20 protein-coding genes and 1 pseudogene are annotated in these 18,995 nt (G+C 40.6%); all 21 read left to right on the top strand.

Annotated elements, in window-relative coordinates; genetic code table 11:
- The first annotated feature begins 109 nt into the window (after positions 1 to 109).
- Positions 110 to 271, top strand: coding sequence for a hypothetical protein (locus ACPC57_RS09915; protein WP_434066884.1), 162 nt, complete (start codon positions 110 to 112; stop codon positions 269 to 271).
- Between the two features lie 2 nt (positions 272 to 273).
- Positions 274 to 1,167: a replication initiator protein A gene (locus tag ACPC57_RS09920; RefSeq protein ID WP_434066885.1), complete on the top strand. Its 894-nt coding sequence runs from the start codon at positions 274 to 276 to the stop codon at positions 1,165 to 1,167.
- 309 nt (positions 1,168 to 1,476) lie between these two features.
- Positions 1,477 to 1,785, top strand: coding sequence for a hypothetical protein (locus ACPC57_RS09925; protein ID WP_172016473.1), 309 nt, complete (start codon positions 1,477 to 1,479; stop codon positions 1,783 to 1,785).
- A 97-nt stretch (positions 1,786 to 1,882) separates the two neighbouring features.
- A complete protein-coding gene (locus tag ACPC57_RS09930; RefSeq protein ID WP_434066886.1) occupies positions 1,883 to 2,383 on the top strand; it encodes a hypothetical protein in 501 nt (166 codons plus the stop codon).
- Between the two features lie 82 nt (positions 2,384 to 2,465).
- Complete coding sequence (locus tag ACPC57_RS09935) at positions 2,466 to 2,693, top strand: hypothetical protein (RefSeq protein WP_044763747.1); 228 nt, start codon at positions 2,466 to 2,468, stop codon at positions 2,691 to 2,693.
- Between the two features lie 12 nt (positions 2,694 to 2,705).
- Positions 2,706 to 3,461, top strand: a complete 756-nt coding sequence (locus ACPC57_RS09940) for a hypothetical protein (RefSeq protein WP_434066887.1) — start codon at positions 2,706 to 2,708, stop codon at positions 3,459 to 3,461.
- Positions 3,462 to 3,519: 58 nt separating this feature from the next.
- Positions 3,520 to 3,900 (top strand): PrgI family mobile element protein, encoded by a 381-nt coding sequence (locus ACPC57_RS09945; protein WP_044763745.1) that lies wholly within the window; start codon positions 3,520 to 3,522, stop codon positions 3,898 to 3,900.
- The gene (locus ACPC57_RS09950; protein WP_434066888.1) at positions 3,821 to 6,190 is read left to right on the top strand and encodes a VirB4-like conjugal transfer ATPase, CD1110 family; all 2,370 of its coding nucleotides are present in this window, start codon (positions 3,821 to 3,823) and stop codon (positions 6,188 to 6,190) included. The genes ACPC57_RS09945 and ACPC57_RS09950 overlap by 80 nt, the downstream gene beginning before the upstream one ends.
- Before the next feature lie 13 nt (positions 6,191 to 6,203).
- Positions 6,204 to 8,852, top strand: coding sequence for a phage tail tip lysozyme (locus tag ACPC57_RS09955; protein ID WP_434066889.1), 2,649 nt, complete (start codon positions 6,204 to 6,206; stop codon positions 8,850 to 8,852).
- A gap of 111 nt (positions 8,853 to 8,963) precedes the next feature.
- Positions 8,964 to 9,629, top strand: a complete 666-nt coding sequence (locus ACPC57_RS09960; protein WP_434066890.1) for a hypothetical protein — start codon at positions 8,964 to 8,966, stop codon at positions 9,627 to 9,629.
- A 1-nt stretch (position 9,630) separates the two neighbouring features.
- Complete coding sequence (locus ACPC57_RS09965; RefSeq protein ID WP_434066891.1) at positions 9,631 to 9,882, top strand: hypothetical protein; 252 nt, start codon at positions 9,631 to 9,633, stop codon at positions 9,880 to 9,882.
- Positions 9,883 to 9,894: 12 nt separating this feature from the next.
- Entirely contained in the window at positions 9,895 to 10,734 is an 840-nt protein-coding gene (locus tag ACPC57_RS09970) for a hypothetical protein (RefSeq protein WP_434066892.1), read from the top strand.
- 133 nt (positions 10,735 to 10,867) lie between these two features.
- On the top strand, positions 10,868 to 11,380 hold the full coding sequence (locus ACPC57_RS09975) for a DUF3801 domain-containing protein (RefSeq protein ID WP_434066893.1): 513 nt from the start codon (positions 10,868 to 10,870) through the stop codon (positions 11,378 to 11,380).
- Positions 11,381 to 13,183 (top strand): VirD4-like conjugal transfer protein, CD1115 family, encoded by a 1,803-nt coding sequence (locus ACPC57_RS09980; protein ID WP_434066894.1) that lies wholly within the window; start codon positions 11,381 to 11,383, stop codon positions 13,181 to 13,183.
- A gap of 48 nt (positions 13,184 to 13,231) precedes the next feature.
- Positions 13,232 to 14,083: a Fic family protein gene (locus ACPC57_RS09985; protein WP_434066895.1), complete on the top strand. Its 852-nt coding sequence runs from the start codon at positions 13,232 to 13,234 to the stop codon at positions 14,081 to 14,083.
- A 48-nt stretch (positions 14,084 to 14,131) separates the two neighbouring features.
- Positions 14,132 to 14,458, top strand: a complete 327-nt coding sequence (locus ACPC57_RS09990) for a hypothetical protein (protein WP_268227713.1) — start codon at positions 14,132 to 14,134, stop codon at positions 14,456 to 14,458.
- 13 nt (positions 14,459 to 14,471) lie between these two features.
- Positions 14,472 to 15,647 (top strand): annotated as a pseudogene (locus ACPC57_RS09995) (toprim domain-containing protein); the annotation flags it as partial.
- Positions 15,630 to 16,787 carry a DUF6782 family putative metallopeptidase gene (locus ACPC57_RS10000; RefSeq protein ID WP_434066898.1) on the top strand — a complete coding sequence of 386 codons (1,158 nt, stop codon included), beginning with the start codon at positions 15,630 to 15,632 and terminating at the stop codon, positions 16,785 to 16,787. The pseudogene ACPC57_RS09995 and the gene ACPC57_RS10000, both read left to right, overlap by 18 nt.
- Positions 16,788 to 16,847: 60 nt before the next feature.
- A complete protein-coding gene (locus ACPC57_RS10005; protein ID WP_434066896.1) occupies positions 16,848 to 17,123 on the top strand; it encodes a hypothetical protein in 276 nt (91 codons plus the stop codon).
- A 202-nt stretch (positions 17,124 to 17,325) separates the two neighbouring features.
- Positions 17,326 to 17,715 (top strand): plasmid mobilization protein, encoded by a 390-nt coding sequence (locus tag ACPC57_RS10010; protein ID WP_425524265.1) that lies wholly within the window; start codon positions 17,326 to 17,328, stop codon positions 17,713 to 17,715.
- Positions 17,706 to 18,995, top strand: a 1,290-nt coding sequence (locus ACPC57_RS10015; RefSeq protein ID WP_434066897.1) for a relaxase/mobilization nuclease domain-containing protein, incomplete at its 3' end; no start/stop codon positions are given. The genes ACPC57_RS10010 and ACPC57_RS10015, both read left to right, overlap by 10 nt.

The raw sequence follows: 18,995 nt of genomic DNA on the forward strand, positions 1-18,995 counted from the left end.
GTAAGTGTCTAGAGTTTTGAGAAATAGAAAATTGTACCAAGAGAACGGAGAAATCCGTTCTCTTTTTCTGTTGTTTTAGCTCTATTCTCTTTATTTTAGGAGGTCACAAATGTCATCGAAAGAAAAAGAAACACGTGAATTGATTATTTTGTTCTTGATGAAGCAGACGGGAATAACTCGTCAAGAATCAATAGAAAATATTAAAGAACTAGAATCTTTTGGCTTGATTAGTTTTAACTCAAAAGGTGGCCTTAAATTTAGGGAGGTGTAGTCATGGAAAGAATCTCACTTGCACAGGTTAATAACGGAGAAAGATTCTTCCGTGTCCCAAAATTACTTTTTGAATCAGAAATTTATAAAAAGATGTCGGCTGATTCTAAATTACTTTACGCTATCCTAAAAGATAGATTTGAGCTATCAGTTAAAAATAATTGGATTGATCCTGATGGAAATATTTATTTTATCTTCACAGTTGAAGAAATTGGTGAGATGTTGGGCTGCGGAAAAGATAAAGTTATTAAACTTAAAAAAGAGTTGAAAAAGTATGACCTCCTGGAAGAAGTCCGACAAGGTTTGAACAAACCAAATTTGATTTATCTTGGCTCTTTACAAGTGGAAAATGTGTCTAAACCCTTGGCACAAGCGGAAGTCGGAAAATCAGAATTCCAGAAGTCGGAAAATCAGAATTCAAGAAATCTAAAAAACAGAATTCAAGAAGTCGGAATTCCAGAATCTAATGATACTAATTCTAGTGACCCTGATTTTAGTAACAGTTTAATTAGTTCTAGAAAGGCTGAGAAAATTTCAAGAGAAATTTCTCAACCTACTGGAGCTGGTAACCAACAATCTCAAAATAAATCTGACAGTTATATCAAACCAGAATATTATTCTCTCTTACAAGTCATCGCTGACAGATACAACGATAGACTATTTGGTTTTCCCAATATTGTGACTATTACTCACAAACAGAAAATGCAGGTGGGGAAATATTTGGAGGAGGGATATATGACCAGTCAGGAAGTGATTGATATTATTTCTCGTATTCCAGAGGATTGTCAATCTCCACTAGCTTATCTCTTACAAAGTCTTGAAAATTTGAAAGAAGAACGCCGACTGGAAGCTAAAATATTGGCTCATAAAAGGGCTCAATCTTATTACGAGAGTTAAGCCTAAGAATCCTTGACCTGGGGAAGTCGTAAAACTGCCTAAGTCCTTTGAAAACTGAATAGAACGACTGTCCCAATCAGCGTGGCTAGGTATAAAAAGAAGAAGCGGGGGCGGTGTTACGGGAGCTAGAAAGACATATCTAGTGCCTGCCACAGTAACGTAAAGGCATAGTGAAAGCTATAAGCCGAAGGAGTTTGAGGTTAACTAGACTATAAACCTTGCGTAAGAAACCACTGCAGCGGTGAAATAACCACTCGGCATGGCTGTAAATCCAGCCTTTCATTCACACAACCAAAAGGAGGTTTAAGCATGAATGGAATTAAAAAAACAGATACGGAAGTAACCATATCTGACTTGAAAAATTTAGGTCGTCAAGGAGGCGTGACCGCTCGGCTTGACTCTGGGGAAGTTATCACGTTAAAAGCGAAGTATGCGACACGAACCCGAAAAGCTATTATAGCAGGTCAAGAAACCGAAGTTGAAATAATTGTTTACTATGCAGACATTTACAAGCAAATCAGAACAATCAAACGAAAGAATCTTGTGATTGCTAGAAAAGTTAAGCAAAACAATCAGACCATTCTTCAACTGACGGGAAAAGGTTATCATCGTCCTTAATGACTATACGGAGGTGACAACACAAAGAAACATTATACCAGAAAGATGTTAAAAGTGGTATAATAAAACTCAAGAGAGAAGAAAGCGAGGTGACAAGATGGACTATAAAGACGAAAATGGCGTGGAATATCACAACATGAGAGACATGGAACAAGTGAAAGAATTTCAAGCCTTCATCGAGGAGCAGGATGCTCAAGAACGCCAGCGAAAACCAAAGAAAAGCCGTGTTTATCCTTGGACAGGTGCGAGTTTTGGTGATTTCATCATGGGCACATTTAAGGTCATATTTTACAGTCCCATCTTTATCCTTTTGTTTTGTATCAATCTTGTTAAGGCTACAGTCAGCTTTTTCATCACCTGGATTCTTGGTAAGGTTGCCATCTTAATTCTATTAGGATTCGGAGGCTTTCTGATAACTTATCCTTTCCCTCAACTAGATGAACCAATTGGTCGGCTTCTCGATTTATGCAGTCAATGGTTCTTCAATATGGGAGTTGGTCAAGAAATGACACTGTTTCCAGGTGGAGCAGTTGAGATTGGCATTATTCTTTTTTTATCCGTTTTGGGAGCGTTTGGCATGACTGCCAACCCAGACTAATCACACACTAAAATACTATACTCACAGACGTCCCGTTACTTTAAGAGGCGTCTTTTTCATACAAAAAAGGAGAAATTATAATATGGACACTATCGTACGTATCGTTCAAGTTGTTGGAACTATCATCACTGTTTTAGGGCTTACTTGGGGTCTAACTGGAGCTTATGACTACTTTGGAGGTCGCCGTAGCCGTGATACAACCCGTCAAGACCAAGGTCTAGAATCTATCATTTCAGGTGGAGCGATGGCGATTATTTCAGGCGGTTTGACCACTGCTATTGTCGCAGCTCTCAATGCAATTTCATTCTAAAAGGAGACGTCTATGATTGATACGAACATTATCAATCAGTTAACCTCAAGTCTCAGCGAGTACAACCCAAGTTTAAACTCACAGATGGCGGCCGTTAACCAGTCTTTATTGGCAATCGGTTATATTCTTTTATCCATCTTCTTCATGTTAGAAATGTTGGGATTTTACCAAAACTTACGTTTATCAGGTGGAGGAATCACCATCAGAACTTGGCTGGAGGTAGGTTTAAAATACCTCTTTGCCTTCTTGTTGGTGACCTATTCCAGCCAAATTTTTGACGCTATTCTTTGGCTAACGAACGCAGCTATCAATATGATTGCTGAAAGTAAAGATATAACCTATACCTTTGTTGAACCGACCAAGGGCAATGTCATTGCTAAGACGGTTATAAAGTTGGTAGGTGTGTCGGTCGAGTTTATTGCAAAAATAACAGTCAATATTCTTGTAATGTTACGTTTTGTAGAAATGTACCTCCTCAAGGCGATTGCCCCTGTTATTATTGCTTTCTTTATGTCAGATTCCTTCAGACAGATTGCTAAAAATATTATCATGACTTTTACGGCAGTTGCTCTTCAAGGATTGATATTGATTATACTTTGTGCCGTATATCCTATGCTTGTACAAGATGATTTCCTGAAAGTTAAAATGGAAGGTTGGGGAGCTAGTTTTATTACTTCCTTTGCTTCAATCGCAAAAGGTATCATTTTCATATTTATGCTGGTTGGAAGCCAACGACGTGCCAAGAGTTTGCTGAACGTGATGGGATAATCAGTCAGGACAAATTGTTCTGACTTTTTTTGTACCCAAAAAAGAGAAAGGAAGACTGATGAACAGACTAGGAAGTGAATTTTACAAGCAAGTCAAAGATTATGAAAGAAATGTGGTTGGGGGCTTTACCTTTCGTCACCTGATTTTCATGTTGGGGATTGTCTTATCAGCTATTTTATCTACGGTTATTATTTTGATGGGATTGCCTGAAATCCTCCTTTACATTATCTTACCCGTTATTTTAATCCCCTTCTTAATCTTTGGACTGAAACAAGAGGAACGACTGAAAGAAATGGTCTTGTTTAGGCTGACCATACAAGAAAGAGCCTATTTAACAGAATTTGAAAGCGAGGAAAACTATGATAAAACTGCCTTTTGGCCAGAGAAGGGGGTCAGAGAAATTGACCCAATCGGAGGAAGCGAGGGCGAAACGCCTTAGACGCTCCTTGAAGCCTTCTACACAAAACACATTGAGATACACGTCACTCTTTGAAGATGGCATGTTACACGTCACAGGAGAGGTCTATTCGGAGACGTTTAAGCTTGGCGATGTCAACTATATCACAGCCAGTGAAGAGGAGAAAGTGGATATTATTGACTATTATGCTGGAGCTTTGAATAGCTTAAACTCGGCTAATAGCTATCAACTTCTTATCCTCAATCGTCAGGTGGATAGTAAGCTCCTAACCAATATCACTTATGACGCTATTGGTGACGGCTACGATGATTACCGCCAGGAATACAATGATATGATTGAACACCGTTTCGCCTACGATCAAAACAACTTCAAGGTGGAAAAGTTCATCACGGTATCGACTTCGGCGATGGACAGAAAAACAGCCAAGCGTCAACTGAACGACGTCGGAACAACGCTTAGAAACCAATTTCAGGGCGTAGACATTACTCTAACATCTCTTGACGGTTCACACCGTCTGAATATCTTTTCTGACCTACTACGTGGTAACCCTTATCTAAATCTGGACTATCATGATATAGCGATTTCTGGATTGAGCACAAAATCCTTTATTGCTCCTAATCGGATTCGTTTCTACGAAAACTATATGATGATGGACGATAAATTTGCCAAAATCATGTTTATCCGACAATATCCATCATTCCTGAATGATGGTATTGTGAAATCTCTGACGGACATTGGGATTGAATTGGCTATCTCTATCCAAGCTAACCCTTATGATATTGGGGAAGCGATGATGTCAATCAATACCGCTGAAAGTAACGTGAATATGGATATTGTCAAATCTATGCGTAAAGGCTTTTCAGATGGTATTCCTGAAGATATGGCCGTCGGTGGGGTTGCCCGTGAGACTAGCGAGGCTGCTAAAAAATGGCGGTCTGAAATCCAAGAAAACGACCAAAAAGTCTTCTCTGGAGTGATTACTGTATTCTTTAAGGCTGATAGCCTGGAGCAGTTAAACGACTTTAGCCAACGTATCAAGACGGCAGGTAGGAAGCACGTCGTCGATTTTGAAGACATTTACTACCATCAGGAAGAAGCACTCAACTCTGTCCTACCTATCGGACAGGTCTATTTAGACGCTAAAAAAACTCTCATGCGTGATATGACCACTTCTAACCTGGTCACGCAAATTCCATTTACTAACGTCGATTTACAGTCTGAAAGTGAACGGGCTATCTATTATGGGCAAAACCAACTCTCTAATAACGTTATCACGGTTGACCGTAAAAGAGACCTCAATACAGGGTCAGGCGTCGTTTTAGGGTCGTCTGGTTCTGGGAAATCCGTAACGGTAAAAGCAAGAGAAGTCATTCCAACGATTTTGAAATATCCTGAAGACCGTGTTATCATTGTTGACCCTGAAGATGAATACTCAGATATTGGCCGTGAATTTGGAGCACAACTGATTGATATTTTCGTTGGTTCGAATACTCACTTAAACCTGATGGACTTGCCTGAAGCTGACCGTCTGTCATCTGAAGATACTGACCCTATTGGTCAAAAATCAAATTTGATTATGGGTCTATTTGAGAATATTCTAACTGAGGTAACCGATGAAGAATTTTCTATCATTGACCGTGTGACCCGTCTCTGTTATGAAAAAATCACGGATAGAACACCTACACTGAAGGATTGGCACAAGATATTGAAAGAGCAGCCTGAACCTGAAGCTCAAAACCTAGCACTTAAGTCAGAATCTTATGCGACAGGGTCACAGGATATTTTCTCTTATGAAACGAACGTCGATATTGAAAGTCGCTTTATCATCTTTAACCTGAAGAAGCTAAACCACAAACTCAAGCCGTTTGCCTTAATGGTTATCCAGGACTATATCTGGAATCAGGTGGTTAATAATCAAGGTAAAGTAACGACACATATCTATTTCGATGAAATGCAGCTCCAGTTTAACACAGACAATCAGGCTCAATTCTTTACGGAGTTGTATTCCCGTGTCCGTAAATACGGGGCAATTCCAACAGGCATTACGCAAAACGTCGAGACCCTAATGGCACGTGAAGAAGGGCGTAAACTTCTCTCTAACAGTGAATTTATTATCCTTCTGAAACAGAAGCCACAAGACCTGAAGGTATTGGCAGAAACTATCCACCTGACACCAGCCCTTATTCGCTATGTTTCAAAACCAAAAGCTAAAGGAACTGGCTTGATTGTGGCAGGTTCAACCGTTGTACCGTTTGAGAATCCAATTCCAAGGGATTCTAAACTCTTTAAACTGATAGCGACAGACGCTTAGAAAGGGGTGGCGATTGGCAGATAAAAGAAAGCCACGTGGGATTCTAGAACGTCGTAAAGCTGTCAATAAAGCCACACAAGAGGCATTTGACAACTATAACCCACGTGACGCTAAATTTGCGACCAAGGAAGCCTATAAGAAGGCTAAAGAAAACATTAAGGCTGAAAAGAAGCTCTATCGCCTTGTAAAGGAAAGAAAGACCAGGTATCGCCTGAAGCAATCTCCTGAAGACAAGAACGCCTGGAAACGGGCTAAACAAGATAAGCGGATAGCCAAGAAAGTCTATGTTAAGACGGCACAAGCCACAGGTGGAACAGTCCCTCAAAAAATCCGACGAGGGGCAGTTCGTTCTGCCAAGCAAGTGGTGAGAAGTAACATCGAGGACGCTGCACTTCAAGATGACAACCTGGGAGCAGTAGTTGATGCTAGACGTAAAATCAGGAATTTCCATTATCAGAAAGCGGCTACCAAACAAGCAGGGAAAGCAGGCTACAATCTAGGAAAATGGACAATTTCAAGAAGTTACGGCTTGACCAACCGAGGCTATAACTTTGTCAGAGGCAAGGGGTTCACTAGGACGCCACAGGCTGAAAGCTGGCAAGGAAAACTAGCGGTCAGAATGCGAAACTTCAAGAATCGTTTAAAAAACTCCAGGGCTGGTAAGATGACCCGTGGGACAACTAGGGGCTTGGGTATTCTATCTAAGCCCTTAAGAATTGTCCTACATAATCCATTATCGGCTAAATCTTATGTGATTATGTTTCTAGCGGCGGTTATCATTGCTCTCCTGGGTATTCTAGGAGGAAGTTCTACGGTCACACAAGACGAGTTTGCCCTTAATCAAGCCTGGCTCTATTTGTCTAAGATGGATAGGGAAAAATCCACGGATAAGGTTGATTACTGGACAGATATTGATTCGGTCATGACTTACATGAATTACCGATACGGTGATTATGACCTGAAGGCAAAATGGGATAATGGGGTGACGACCAATATACCAGGTGCTAATCAAAACGCAACCTATGAGACGGCCTTGACCAGTCTTTGGAATGGTTTGAATCAAGATAAGGACAACCTGAAAAATATGCCTGACCTATACGGTCCAAAATCAAAGATGGCCTGGGTGATGTTGCCGAAACAAGACCGTGAAGATTACGAGGAATTGCTGAAGGAGGCGGAGAGTGAAGGGTTTTACTCTTACTTGCAGGAGTTGGAAAATCCTTTCTTTACACCTGCAGAAGAAACGAGCTATAACACGCCTATTCGTATTATTAAGCGTTTTGGGTACACATCTAAAACCAAGGTCTATAACGGCTCTACCTTACAGGCTAACGGCGGTCAAAAACTCCTGGCTGTCTTCTCTGGGACTATTGAAGTCAAGGGAAGCGACGTGATAATCAAAACACCTGGAACACGATTTACCTATAAGCAGGTGGAACAGATTCGCTATAAGACAGGGGATAGGGTTGAGGAAGGCGACCAAATAGGGATTGTCAAATCAGGTGGAAATCAGACTGTCTATTACCACAAGAAAGAAGAAGATGGGAGAGATGGCAAGAAAGCCAAATGGACGTATGTGAACCCTGGCTTTTACTTCCGACTGGTGGACTACACTCAAACCACGTCCGTCTTGACAGATATTGAATTTTCAGGAGACCTGGCGACACGTGTGAAATCAATTTACCGCTATATTAAAGACAAAGTCCCAAATGCGACAGATAACGGGATAGCGGCCATGCTTGGAAACTTTGCGACAGAATCCAACATTACCGCCAAGCGTGCTGAAGGGGACTATCTTAAACCTCCAATCGGAGCGACCAGCACCTCCTGGGATGACCCTAACTGGTTGGCGATGAATGGCCCAACTATTTATAACGGGGCTTATCCTAACATTATTCATCGAGGACTTGGGCTTGGACAATGGACAGATACAGGTGACGGTTCACGTCGCCATACTATGTTATTGAACTTTGCGAAGAGTAAAGGGAAAAAATGGTATGACCTGGAGCTTCAGTTGGACTTCATGCTTAATGGTGATAGTCCCTATTATATTGCCAACCTCAAGGATATTCTGACGTCATCGGCTGACGTCAATACACTTACTTACCGATTTCTGGTAAATTGGGAAGGTAACCCTGGAGATAAACTAGCTCAACGTCAAAATAGTGCTAAACAAATGTTAGCCTACTTTAAGCAATCAAGTGGTGGAACTGGGATAGCAGCTGCGAGTTGGAATTTACCACCTCAATATGTTGCTAAACTCAAGTATGGTCAACCCTCAACGGCTTCTTTGACAACCCAGCGAGGTAGTGGTTATCCTGTCGGGCAATGTACCTGGTATGTCTATAATCGCTTGGTAGAAACAGGAATCCTAACGGATTTATCAGGCAGCTATGGGTATTTGAGTCATGGTCAATATTGGGTAAGGAACCTGGTTGCTAAAGGTTGGAAATTTAGTACAACACCAAAGGTTGGAGCTGTGATGTCCGTACAAGGTGGCTTTGGTGGAACACAGTATGAATATGGCCACGTGGCCTTTGTGGAACATGTCAATGAAGATGGAACGTTCTTAATTTCAGAGTGTAATGTATCAGGAGTTCAGGACAAGGTACATTATTCTGTTTTGACAAATCAAGCTTATCTCACCTTTGCTTATAAATAATGAATTATCATAATCAATATATTTCTAAATATAAATATATTGATATTTAGAAAGGAGTGGCGGTAGGTTGATTACCGCCTATCATTTATGTTAGACACAAACAAAATTAAAATGTTGAAGTTTGTTTCGGTGGCTATCGGCGTTATCTTTGTCTTTCTGCTAGGCTTTGGTTTTGGGCAGATGGGGAAATCTTCAACACCTGCTAAAGAGGCTAAAAAAGCAGAAGTAGTTACCGACAAGAAGGGTGATGAAGCCGTACTGACCCAAGATTTTGTCACAGAATTTCTAATGGTTTACTACACTAAGAAAGACCTGTCAGAGAACAGAAACCGTTATAAAGAGTATATGACCGATACCATGTATAACCAGGTGGTCAATCTGGAAGACCAGCCAACTAATCAAACCTACAAGGGCTTTGTAGTTGACTTTGAATATAAAGATTCTACCGTGTATCTTGATAATCAAAAGAATACGGCTATTGTCAAGGTCAATTATAACAATACCTTACTGGCTAAGAAAAATGACTATTCCCAAGCACGGACAGAAAGCAACACGGCCACGTTACGGCTCAACTTTACCAAGGTTGGCGATGGCTTTCTCTTAAACTATATGGAAAGCATTATCCTTGTTGACGCTGAAAACTCTAAGCAGTATGCAGATGTCAATATTGCGACACCAGATGAAGAGTTAGAAGCTGAAGGGGAAATTTTACCTGAAGTCACTGAATCTAGTCAAGAAACAGAGACTAGCACTGAAACCACAGAAGAAGGAGAATAACATGGCACAAAAAACATTGCGAGAGCGTTTAGATGAAAAGGAAACAGCTCTAGAAAAGGCTGAAAAGCAAAAGCAGATTTATACCGAAAAGGTAACGAAATTAAAGGCAGAAGTCAGAAGCCTTAAGGCTGATATAACTTTGGAATTGCTGACGGAGCGTAACCTTGATTTAGACGACCTAGAACTCTTTATCGATGATATTAAAGGGTTAAAGGACAAGGTAACTCTTCCAGATGAAGCAACTTCCTACTAGGAGGTGACCCGAATGACTTTTAATATTATTGACGTCAATTCTCACGAGACCAGGGCGGTCAATAGTCGTGATGAATTGCTGACACAGTTGGAAATCGCAGATAAACGCTGCGAAGCCCTGGGACTAACGGCAAGCTATCTGATTGAACACCTTGACCGTGACGGTGAAAGCGTCTTGGAGAATATAAAGTTTACACTCCCTTATGATGGCGTGATTGATGAACTCCTGGGGGACTTTGGTTTCAAACGTCCCTCTAAATCAAGCCCTTTAAATGCGTTTAAAGACAAGAATAAAGGAAAACCAATGAACACGACACCAGAAATAGTCTCTCAGACCACACCAGCTTTCTCACCTGCCTTAACAGCCAAGATGAAGCGTCAAACAAGACAAAATAAACTCATGCTTGCCCTGGTTGGTTTGCTTGCCCTGGGAGGTCTCTCTTTGGCTAGTCTGTCCCTAGGGCAGATTACTAGCTTAAAGCAGGCTAACCATACCCTAACGGAGCAGGTGGAACAGTTGGAAACACTGACGGTTGATCAAGACCGTATCGATGTTTTCAGTCGTTACTTTCTCTCTAACTATTACGCCAACAATAAAGAAACGGTCTCAGACTTTATTGTGAAAGACCTGAAGAAGACGATACAAGTTTCTGAAGGGACACTACAATCAGTCATTTTGGAAGAAGTCACCCAAAATAAAGACACTTATACCGTAACGTATGTTTTGGTGGTCAAGGACAACGAGGAAAACCGTTCAAATGTCCGTCTTTCTTTTGAAGTGAAAGAAGACGCCAAGTCAATGTATGGCTACTTGGTAAAGAACCAACCGAAAAGCTCCAAATACCCTAAATAAACGAAAGAGGAAATTATTATGAAAAAAATCATCACTCATTGCTTTAGTGACACTATCTGAAGAAGCGTGTTTGTAAGCCTAATTGATTTAAGACGCTCTAGGGCGTCTTTTTTCCGTTTAGAAGGAGAACTTGATGGAACAAGATAGAATGTTATATCAGATTACGAATGTCTCTAAAATCACAGGAGAATTGGTTTTAAAGGCACTCTGGGCAATGACCCAACACATGTACGAAAAGCACCAGTACAATCAGAATAATCAAAGTTTTACAGGTGAGACTAACTACAATAAATTCATGGCGACGAATACCGACAAGGAATTTAAAAACCTGAACGTTACTGAAGCTCACCTAGACAAACTGAAGAACTACCTTGAAAGTTATGGGATTGGTTTTACAACTAGGAAAACCAAGGGACAAGAGGGTCAAGACCTTATCTTTGAGGTCAAGAATAAGGCGATAGTTGAACGCTCGATGGAGAAGGCTCTCCAGGATATGACACGAAACCCCAAAAAGGTCGCAGACCAAATTGCTAAAAAACCAGGGGATAGAAGCATAAGCGAGAAAATCGCCTACTTTAAAAACCATTTCAAATACAAGGGAATTTCAAGCCCTTCAAAAGGCAAAGACAAAACGAAAGGGGTCTAAATGGAACGAAAACGTAAACACTTACTCCCTTATCTCATAGTGGCTTTATTTGCCTTCTATGCAGGTCATTGGCTCTTTAAGCTCTATCTCAACGCTCCTGAAGTTGTTGACCCCCTCAATCCATTCTCAAAGTATGGGTGGGTAATTGATAACCTGGAAACGAAACATTGGCTAGACCTTGCTTTCACGCCATACTCTCTAGTGGCTGGCAGTATCGGCTTTGTCTCACCCTTCTTGATATATCTACGGGTTGGAGATAGAGGCGTTTATCGACACGGAGAAGAAAGCGGGTCAGCCCGCTTTGCGACGGTTAAGGAGCTGGCCACTTTCAGGGATAAAGAACCCGAAAATAACATGATTTTCACAAAAAATGGTCAGATGGGCTTGTTTAATAAACGGTTGCCTTATGACAAGCAGTTGAACAAAAACGCCCTTGTGATTGGTCTGCCCGGTGACGGGAAAACCAGGAACTTTGTAAAACCTAACCTGATGCAGATGAACGGTAGCTATATTGTCACTGACCCTAAAGGGCTTTTAGTTCATGAAGTCGGCAGTATGTTAGCCAAGAACGGATATAAAATTAAAGTCTTTGACCTGGTTAACCTAACCAACTCAAACACCTTTAATATCTTTCACTATATGAAGACCGAGCTGGATATTGATCGTGTAACTGAAGCGATTGTAGAAGGAACGAAGAAGTCCGATAATCAAGGGGAAAACTTCTGGTTAACAGCGGAATTACTTTTGACCCGTGCCTTAATAGGTTATCTCTATTTTGACAGTCAGCTTAGTCATTACACGCCAAATCTATCCATGGTTTCAGATATGATGAGGAATGTTAGTCGTTTAGATGAAGAATTTCCAAGCCCTGTCGAACAGATGATGGAAGAATTGGAGGAACGTCTTCCAGGGAACTACGCCTATAAACAGTGGACACTCTTCAATTCAAACTTTGAAGCTGAAACACGTATGGGAGTTACAACACAAGTTGCGACACGTTACTCTGTCTTTGACCATGATGCTGTAACTCAAATGATTGCTTCAGATACGATGGAAATCGACCGCTGGAACTTAGAAAAGACGGCCGTCTTTATTGCTATTCCTGAAACCAATAAGGCCTTTAACTTCCTAGCTTCCCTCTTGTTTGCGACCATGTTTGAAGAACTTACTCATAATGCGGACGCTATTATCCAAGGAAGACGAAAAGGGCTATCAGCCGCTGACCTCTTACACGTGCAGATTATCATTGACGAGTTTGCCAACATTGGTAGAATACCAAACTTTAACGAGGTCTTAGCTTCTGTCCGAAGCCGTGAAATCTCTATCAAGATTATCCTCCAGGCCATCAATCAGCTTAAGTCTCTCTATAAGACTGATTGGGAGACAATCTTTAATAACTGTGCTAGCCTTCTCTTTTTGGGAACGAACGACAAGGATACCATGAACTACTTCTCAATGAGGGCAGGGAAGCAGACCATCAATCAGAAGAACTATTCCGAATCACGTGGCCGTCAACGCTCCAGCTCTATCAGTGAACAGACTCGTCAAAGGGACTTAATGACACCTGATGAAATTGCCCGTATCGGCGTTGATGAAGCCTTATTCTTCCTGTCCAAGCAAAATGTTCTGAAGGATAAGAAATTCGACGTCAACGACCACAAGCAGGCTAAACTATTGTCAGATAGCCCACAAGATGGTAACTGGTACACATATAGACGCTATATGAACGATATTGAGGAATGGTTTGAGAATGTTGACCAAACCCAAATTATTGATATTACGGAAGATGTCATGGCTGCTTAATTGTGGTATAATAGCTTGTAAGAAATGTTAAGAGAAAGAGGTGATGTTATGGACTTGATACAACGGTTGAAATTGGAACGTGATGGGCAATTACACGGTGGAATATATGATATTACACAAAAGCGTTTCGCCTATAACTCCAACAAGATTGAAGGAAGTCGTCTAACTGAAGAGCAGACTAGCCAGATATGGGAAACCAAGTCTATTGCTAATATTGGCAATCAAGGTATTAAAATTGATGACCTTGTTGAAAGTGCAAATCACTTCAAGTGTTTTGATTATATTTTAGATACTGTTAATGCTCCTGTAACAGAGGAGTATATCAAAAAGCTCCATTCTATTCTTAAGAGCGGGACAAGTTCGGAAACCAACCCTATAACTCCAGTTGGAAGGTACAAGGTTGTAGATAACGAAGTTGGCAGTATTGCAACAGTTCCTGTTGAATATACCGAAGAAGCTATGATTGGTATTTTAATGGGCTATGATATGGCTAAAACGAAGGATTTAGCTAGAATAGCGTCATTTCATGCCAACTTTGAGCGAATACACCCTTTTGCCGATGGTAATGGTCGGGTTGGCCGTCTTATAGCCTTTAAAGAATGTTTAAACCACGGTCTTATTCCGTTTATTGTCGATGATGATAATAAACTAAAATATTATAAAGCATTAGCTAAGTCTCAAGAATCAGATGACCCTAGCTATTTAAAAGACTATTTTAAGACAGAACAAAAATTTTATGAAAACTATCTTAAAAATAAAGGGTTTGTGGGTAAAATCAATGAGACTAGAAATGGAGCAGTCATTTCAAAAAAGTTTGACGCTTTCTATGAAAAATTAGATTTTTACAGGAATAATCAACCACCCACTAAAACAGAAAAAAACAACACCAAGCACTTGTAAGATTGACCTTACAGGTGCTTTTCATTTTTAAGGAAAGGAAGAAACATTATGACAACAGAAACGATAGATAGTAAAACCTACGGCCTGGGCTTTTTTGAAGGGATTGAAAAAGAATACCCTAGTCAAGCCTTATCAAATGCGATTAAAGACCTGGCATTAACTGGTGACGTCACAGAGGAAACAACACTACCAGAAATAAGAACGCAGCTATTAGTAGCCGTTATGAAAGAGATTGCTTATCCTGACTTTAAGAAGTTAGGACAGTATCTATTTTCCTACCAACGCAACCAGGACACAATCACGGCTCAAAACATCGAGGTCAATCCTGACCTTTTCCACCTGATACAAGCCAACCCAGAGGCTTATCTTTACTAGAAGGGAGACCGCTATGGCAGTTAAACTAGATGAACTCAAGCAGCTTTCCATCATCGGCGTGGCCAATAGCCTTGGTATGGAACTTGAAAGAGAATCTGGAAATTCGTATTACTGGACAGAACACGATTCCCTAAAAATCCTAACCAATACAAACAGATTTCATTGGTTTAGCCGTGACGTCGGTGGTGATGTGATTCAGTTGGTACAATCCGTTAAGGACGTATCATTCAAAGAAGCCGTCCGCTTTCTTCAGGAAGGAACGTTCTCTCAAGTAGAAGCTAAACCGCTTGAGGGAGAAAAGAGAGAACCTTTCAAGTATGTTTTAAAGCCTTACGAACACCCAGGCTTTGAGTTAGGGAGAACGTATCTCAAAGAAGAACGTGGGCTGACAGATGACACGATTGACGCTTTTCTGGCAGGGGGGAACTTAACTGAAGCGACACGAAAAAAGGGGGACTATTTTGAACCTGTTATCGTCTTTAAGTTTCGTGACACAGATGGAAAACTCCAGGGGGCGAGCCTTCAGGGGATAGTCGAAAACAGAGTGCATTATCCTGACCGTGGCAGGCTCAAGCAAATCATGAAAAATTCAGATGGCTTGGCAGGCTTCAGTCTCGACATCGGTAAACCTAACCGCCTGGTCTTTTCGGAATCACCAATCGACCTGATGAGTTATTACCAGGCAAACAAAGAACAGTTAAAAGATGTCCGCCTAGTGGCGATGGAAGGACTCAAAAAAGGACTAATTAGCCGTTATACGGCTGATTTTCTTACAGAGGGAAGATATTCCAAGGAAAAGCCTAGAGAGGCTGTTATAGGGGCTTTAGACGTCATTGTAGCGACGACAAAGACCTTTAAGGAGAAACCAGGCTTGATAACCCTAGCCATAGATAACGACGAGGCAGGTCTAGAATTTATTGACAAGCTCAAAATGGACAAGATACCATTTCAGGTAGATTTGCCACCACGTCGAGATGGGCAGGTGAAAATGGACTGGAATGATTATATTAAGCAGGAAGGAGAACGCAAAATGCCAAAAGGACAAACGCAAAATTTACGCCATCGCTTTGAAGAAATTTTAGCTGAAGACAGAAAGAAGCAGGAGAAACAAACTCTTGATCACTCCAAGGATTCAGATGGAGACGGTCTAACCGATGAACTGGAAAAAGCTATCGGTACGAACCCCCATAATTCTGATACTGATGGAGACGGTTTATCGGATTCGCAGGAAGTGGCCGTAGGGACAAACCCACTTGACCCAAACGACCAGACCAACTTATCGCAAAAAGCCAATCAGGTAAAATCAGAGACACCTAACACACCAGACTTGACAGAGCTGATTAAAGCTAAAGACACAAAAGGTCTTGCCCATGTGATGAAAGAAGGGATAAAGAATTATTTTGATTCTGACCTTTACAAAACTTACCTAGAGGCTATGGGGAAATTCTGGAATTATTCAGCTAGTAACGTCATGCTGATGTTTATGCAGAATCCAAACATTACACACGTCGCTTCTTTCAAAAAATGGCAGAATGATTTTGAGCGTACAGTTCAAAAAGGCCAAAAGGCATTATGGATTTTTGCACCTTATGAGTATAAGTTAAAGGACAAAAACGGTGAGTTCAAACGTGACGAGAATGGAGAAATTGAAAAGGGGAGAGGCTTTAGACTTGTCCCAGTTTTCGATGTCTCACAAACTCAAGGGAAAGAATTACCACGTCCGATTTATGAGCTGACAGATGACGGGAAAAATTTTGATTATGAAAATCTCTACCGTGCATTGAAGAGTGTTTCAGAAGATAATAAAGTTCCTGTTAGTTTTCAAGAAATACCAACAGGGGCTAAAGGCTATTATAGTTTAGACCAAAATAAGATTGTTATTCAACGTAATATGTCAAAAGCTCAAACGGTTAAAACTATCATTCATGAAATGGCACACTCAGAGTTACATAATCATGAAATCTTGGCAAAACGAGATAAACCATTATTGAAAAGCAATGCAGAACTACAAGCAGAATCAGTTGCTTTTGTGGTTTCAAGTCACTATGGGTTAGACACCAGCGATTATTCATTCGGTTACTTAGCGTCTTGGTCAAAAGACAAGGAAGGGTTATCCGACCTTGAAGGTCAGCTCGCTATTGTCCAAAAAGAAGCCAGCTCTTTGATTAAACGGATTGACAGTAAGTTAGAAAAAATCAAAACACTTAGTGAGGAGAAGGACAAAACCAAAGGTACAGTTTTTCACGAAAAGTTAGAGCAGTTCAAACAGAAGAAGCCAGACCAACCAAAACAAGACAGCCCAAAAAAAGCCAAGGGTATCTCGATTTAATGTCCAGTCGAGGTACTCCTAAACTTTCACTAGGACAAACACAAAACGGAGGATTTAACAATGCAGGAAACGACACAATCAATTTTGATGACCTACCTATTTGATAGTTTTGAAGTGGACAATAAACAAGCAAACGTCCAACTCCAAAATGCCAGCCGTAAGAAAATGCTTGCGATAATCAATCAGGATTTAGTAGATATAGAAGAAGCAGAGCTTGATATTCTATCAGACTATCAATCTGCTTATGATGATATTTCACAACTGACAGATGAAGAATTTGAACAAGGCAAAAATGAAATTTTGTCTTGGGAGCCAGTGGACGCTAGTCCATTTTAAAAGGGAGTGAAACGACCTAAAAGGGGATTGGGGATTTCCCCAAAACTTTAAACAGAATCAGAAGCCACCATGAAATCATGGTGGTATCTGAAATGTTTAAAAATCGCATGTGTCCGGACACATGCTACGCTTGCCAGATGTAAATGAGGGGATGCCCTGGAAGGTTAGACTGACAATTTGAACGAAAGGGGAAACTTTTAGAATGAGTAGAGGAAATCGAAAAAGGAACATAAGAAAAGAGGTGAATTTTTCTGAACAAGATTACCGCTATATTGAATCAAAAATGGAGAAAGCAGGGGTCAAGACTTTTCAGAATTACGCTCGCAAAATGTTGCTATTGGGTTCAGTTGTAACGATTGATTTTTCAGAGTTAATAGGGGTCAAGCAAGAAATCAATCGGATAGGGGTTAATATCAACCAGATAGCTAAGTATGTCAACGTAAGCGAAGAAGTCACTCAAGAGGAATTGCAGGCCTTGAAAAATAGTCTTGCCGAGATTAACGACCTTATCACCTCTAAGTTGAAAGAAACCCGAAAAGCAGAAAGTCAGTTTAAAGATAAGGACAAGGAGAAAATAGAGCCGTGGTTGTAATCAAAGTAGCACAAATTAAAGGGGGTGACCATCTGAAAAGGTCACTTGACTATATTACCAACGACGCTAAAACCTTAACGACTGTTGAGACGACAGGCAATCTTGAAAACTTTACAATTCGCTTAGATGGTGCTAGTCCAACCTTGCAACTTGTTTCAGGTCATGATGTCTTTGACGCCACAAATGCTTTTGATGATTTCTGGCTGACGAAGTTTATGGCAGAGCAGAAATCTGAAAATCCGAACACGTCAGATTTGACAAATTCAAACCGTGTCCATGCTCACCATTTAATACAATCATTTAGTCCTGATGACAATTTGACACCCGAACAAGTGCATGAGATAGGTCGGAAGACCGCACTAGAATTTACAGGTGGCGATTATCAATTTGTGATAGCGACACACATGGACAGAGGGCATTTGCACAATCACATTATTTTCAACACGACTAATCAAGTTACGCTCAAAAAATTCAGATGGCAGAAGAAAACACGAAACAATCTTATGCAAATATCAGATAAGATTGCGGACTCTTATGGAGCTAAAATTCTCAATCCAACATTGAGAAATTCTCATAAGCAATACTCAGCCTGGCGTAAAACAAACGTCTTTAAGGTTGAAATCAAGAACCGTCTGGAGTTTTTATTGAAACATTCAATCAATCTTGATGACTTTAAAGAAAAAGCTAAAGCCCTTGACCTTAACGTTGACTTTTCAGGAAAGTTTGTCAAGTATCGTCTGCTTGATGAGTATGGCGGTCAGCTTCAGGAACGAAACACAAGAGACGATAGCCTTTCTAAACGGCGTAAGTACAGTTTAGAAGAAATCGAAAAGAGACTGAAGTTAAACCAGGTCACTTTCAATCTTGATGAAATCAAAAATCGCTATGATGAAGACCAGGCAGAGCGGTCAGAAGATTTTGAAATGAAGCTAGAGGTTGAAAGTTGGCAGGTGAAGGAAGAGACCAACCGAGGAATTTACCTTGATATGGAGTTCGGGGTTAACCAAGTTGGGACAATCTTGATTCCAGCGAGACAAGTGGATAAACTAGAGAATGGCAGCTATGATATTTTCATTAAGAAAAGTGATTTTTTCTATTTTATCAATCCAGACAACTCACAAAATAACCGTTTTATGAAAGGATCAATCGTTATCAATCAACTTGCTAAGGATAGCGGAGAGTTGGCGATTCGTAAAAACGCAAATATCTCAAAAATGGATAGCCTTATCAAAGAGTTTGAGTTTTTATCTGCACACCAGGTTTTAACTGGAACACAATTT

Origin of the sequence: Streptococcus sp. VTCC 12886 (assembly GCF_049893425.1) — a bacterium.
GTDB classification, from domain to species: domain Bacteria; phylum Bacillota; class Bacilli; order Lactobacillales; family Streptococcaceae; genus Streptococcus; species Streptococcus suis_AA.

Coding starts and splice junctions, on each gene's coding strand:
- ACPC57_RS09915 (WP_434066884.1), top strand. CDS start 110: ATGTCATCGAAAGAAAAAGAAACACGTGAATTGATTATTTTGTTCTTG.
- ACPC57_RS09920 (WP_434066885.1), top strand. CDS start 274: ATGGAAAGAATCTCACTTGCACAGGTTAATAACGGAGAAAGATTCTTC.
- ACPC57_RS09925 (WP_172016473.1), top strand. CDS start 1,477: ATGAATGGAATTAAAAAAACAGATACGGAAGTAACCATATCTGACTTG.
- ACPC57_RS09930 (WP_434066886.1), top strand. CDS start 1,883: ATGGACTATAAAGACGAAAATGGCGTGGAATATCACAACATGAGAGAC.
- ACPC57_RS09935 (WP_044763747.1), top strand. CDS start 2,466: ATGGACACTATCGTACGTATCGTTCAAGTTGTTGGAACTATCATCACT.
- ACPC57_RS09940 (WP_434066887.1), top strand. CDS start 2,706: ATGATTGATACGAACATTATCAATCAGTTAACCTCAAGTCTCAGCGAG.
- ACPC57_RS09945 (WP_044763745.1), top strand. CDS start 3,520: ATGAACAGACTAGGAAGTGAATTTTACAAGCAAGTCAAAGATTATGAA.
- ACPC57_RS09950 (WP_434066888.1), top strand. CDS start 3,821: ATGATAAAACTGCCTTTTGGCCAGAGAAGGGGGTCAGAGAAATTGACC.
- ACPC57_RS09960 (WP_434066890.1), top strand. CDS start 8,964: ATGTTGAAGTTTGTTTCGGTGGCTATCGGCGTTATCTTTGTCTTTCTG.
- ACPC57_RS09965 (WP_434066891.1), top strand. CDS start 9,631: ATGGCACAAAAAACATTGCGAGAGCGTTTAGATGAAAAGGAAACAGCT.
- ACPC57_RS09970 (WP_434066892.1), top strand. CDS start 9,895: ATGACTTTTAATATTATTGACGTCAATTCTCACGAGACCAGGGCGGTC.
- ACPC57_RS09975 (WP_434066893.1), top strand. CDS start 10,868: ATGGAACAAGATAGAATGTTATATCAGATTACGAATGTCTCTAAAATC.
- ACPC57_RS09980 (WP_434066894.1), top strand. CDS start 11,381: ATGGAACGAAAACGTAAACACTTACTCCCTTATCTCATAGTGGCTTTA.
- ACPC57_RS09985 (WP_434066895.1), top strand. CDS start 13,232: ATGGACTTGATACAACGGTTGAAATTGGAACGTGATGGGCAATTACAC.
- ACPC57_RS09990 (WP_268227713.1), top strand. CDS start 14,132: ATGACAACAGAAACGATAGATAGTAAAACCTACGGCCTGGGCTTTTTT.
- ACPC57_RS10005 (WP_434066896.1), top strand. CDS start 16,848: ATGCAGGAAACGACACAATCAATTTTGATGACCTACCTATTTGATAGT.
- ACPC57_RS10010 (WP_425524265.1), top strand. CDS start 17,326: ATGAGTAGAGGAAATCGAAAAAGGAACATAAGAAAAGAGGTGAATTTT.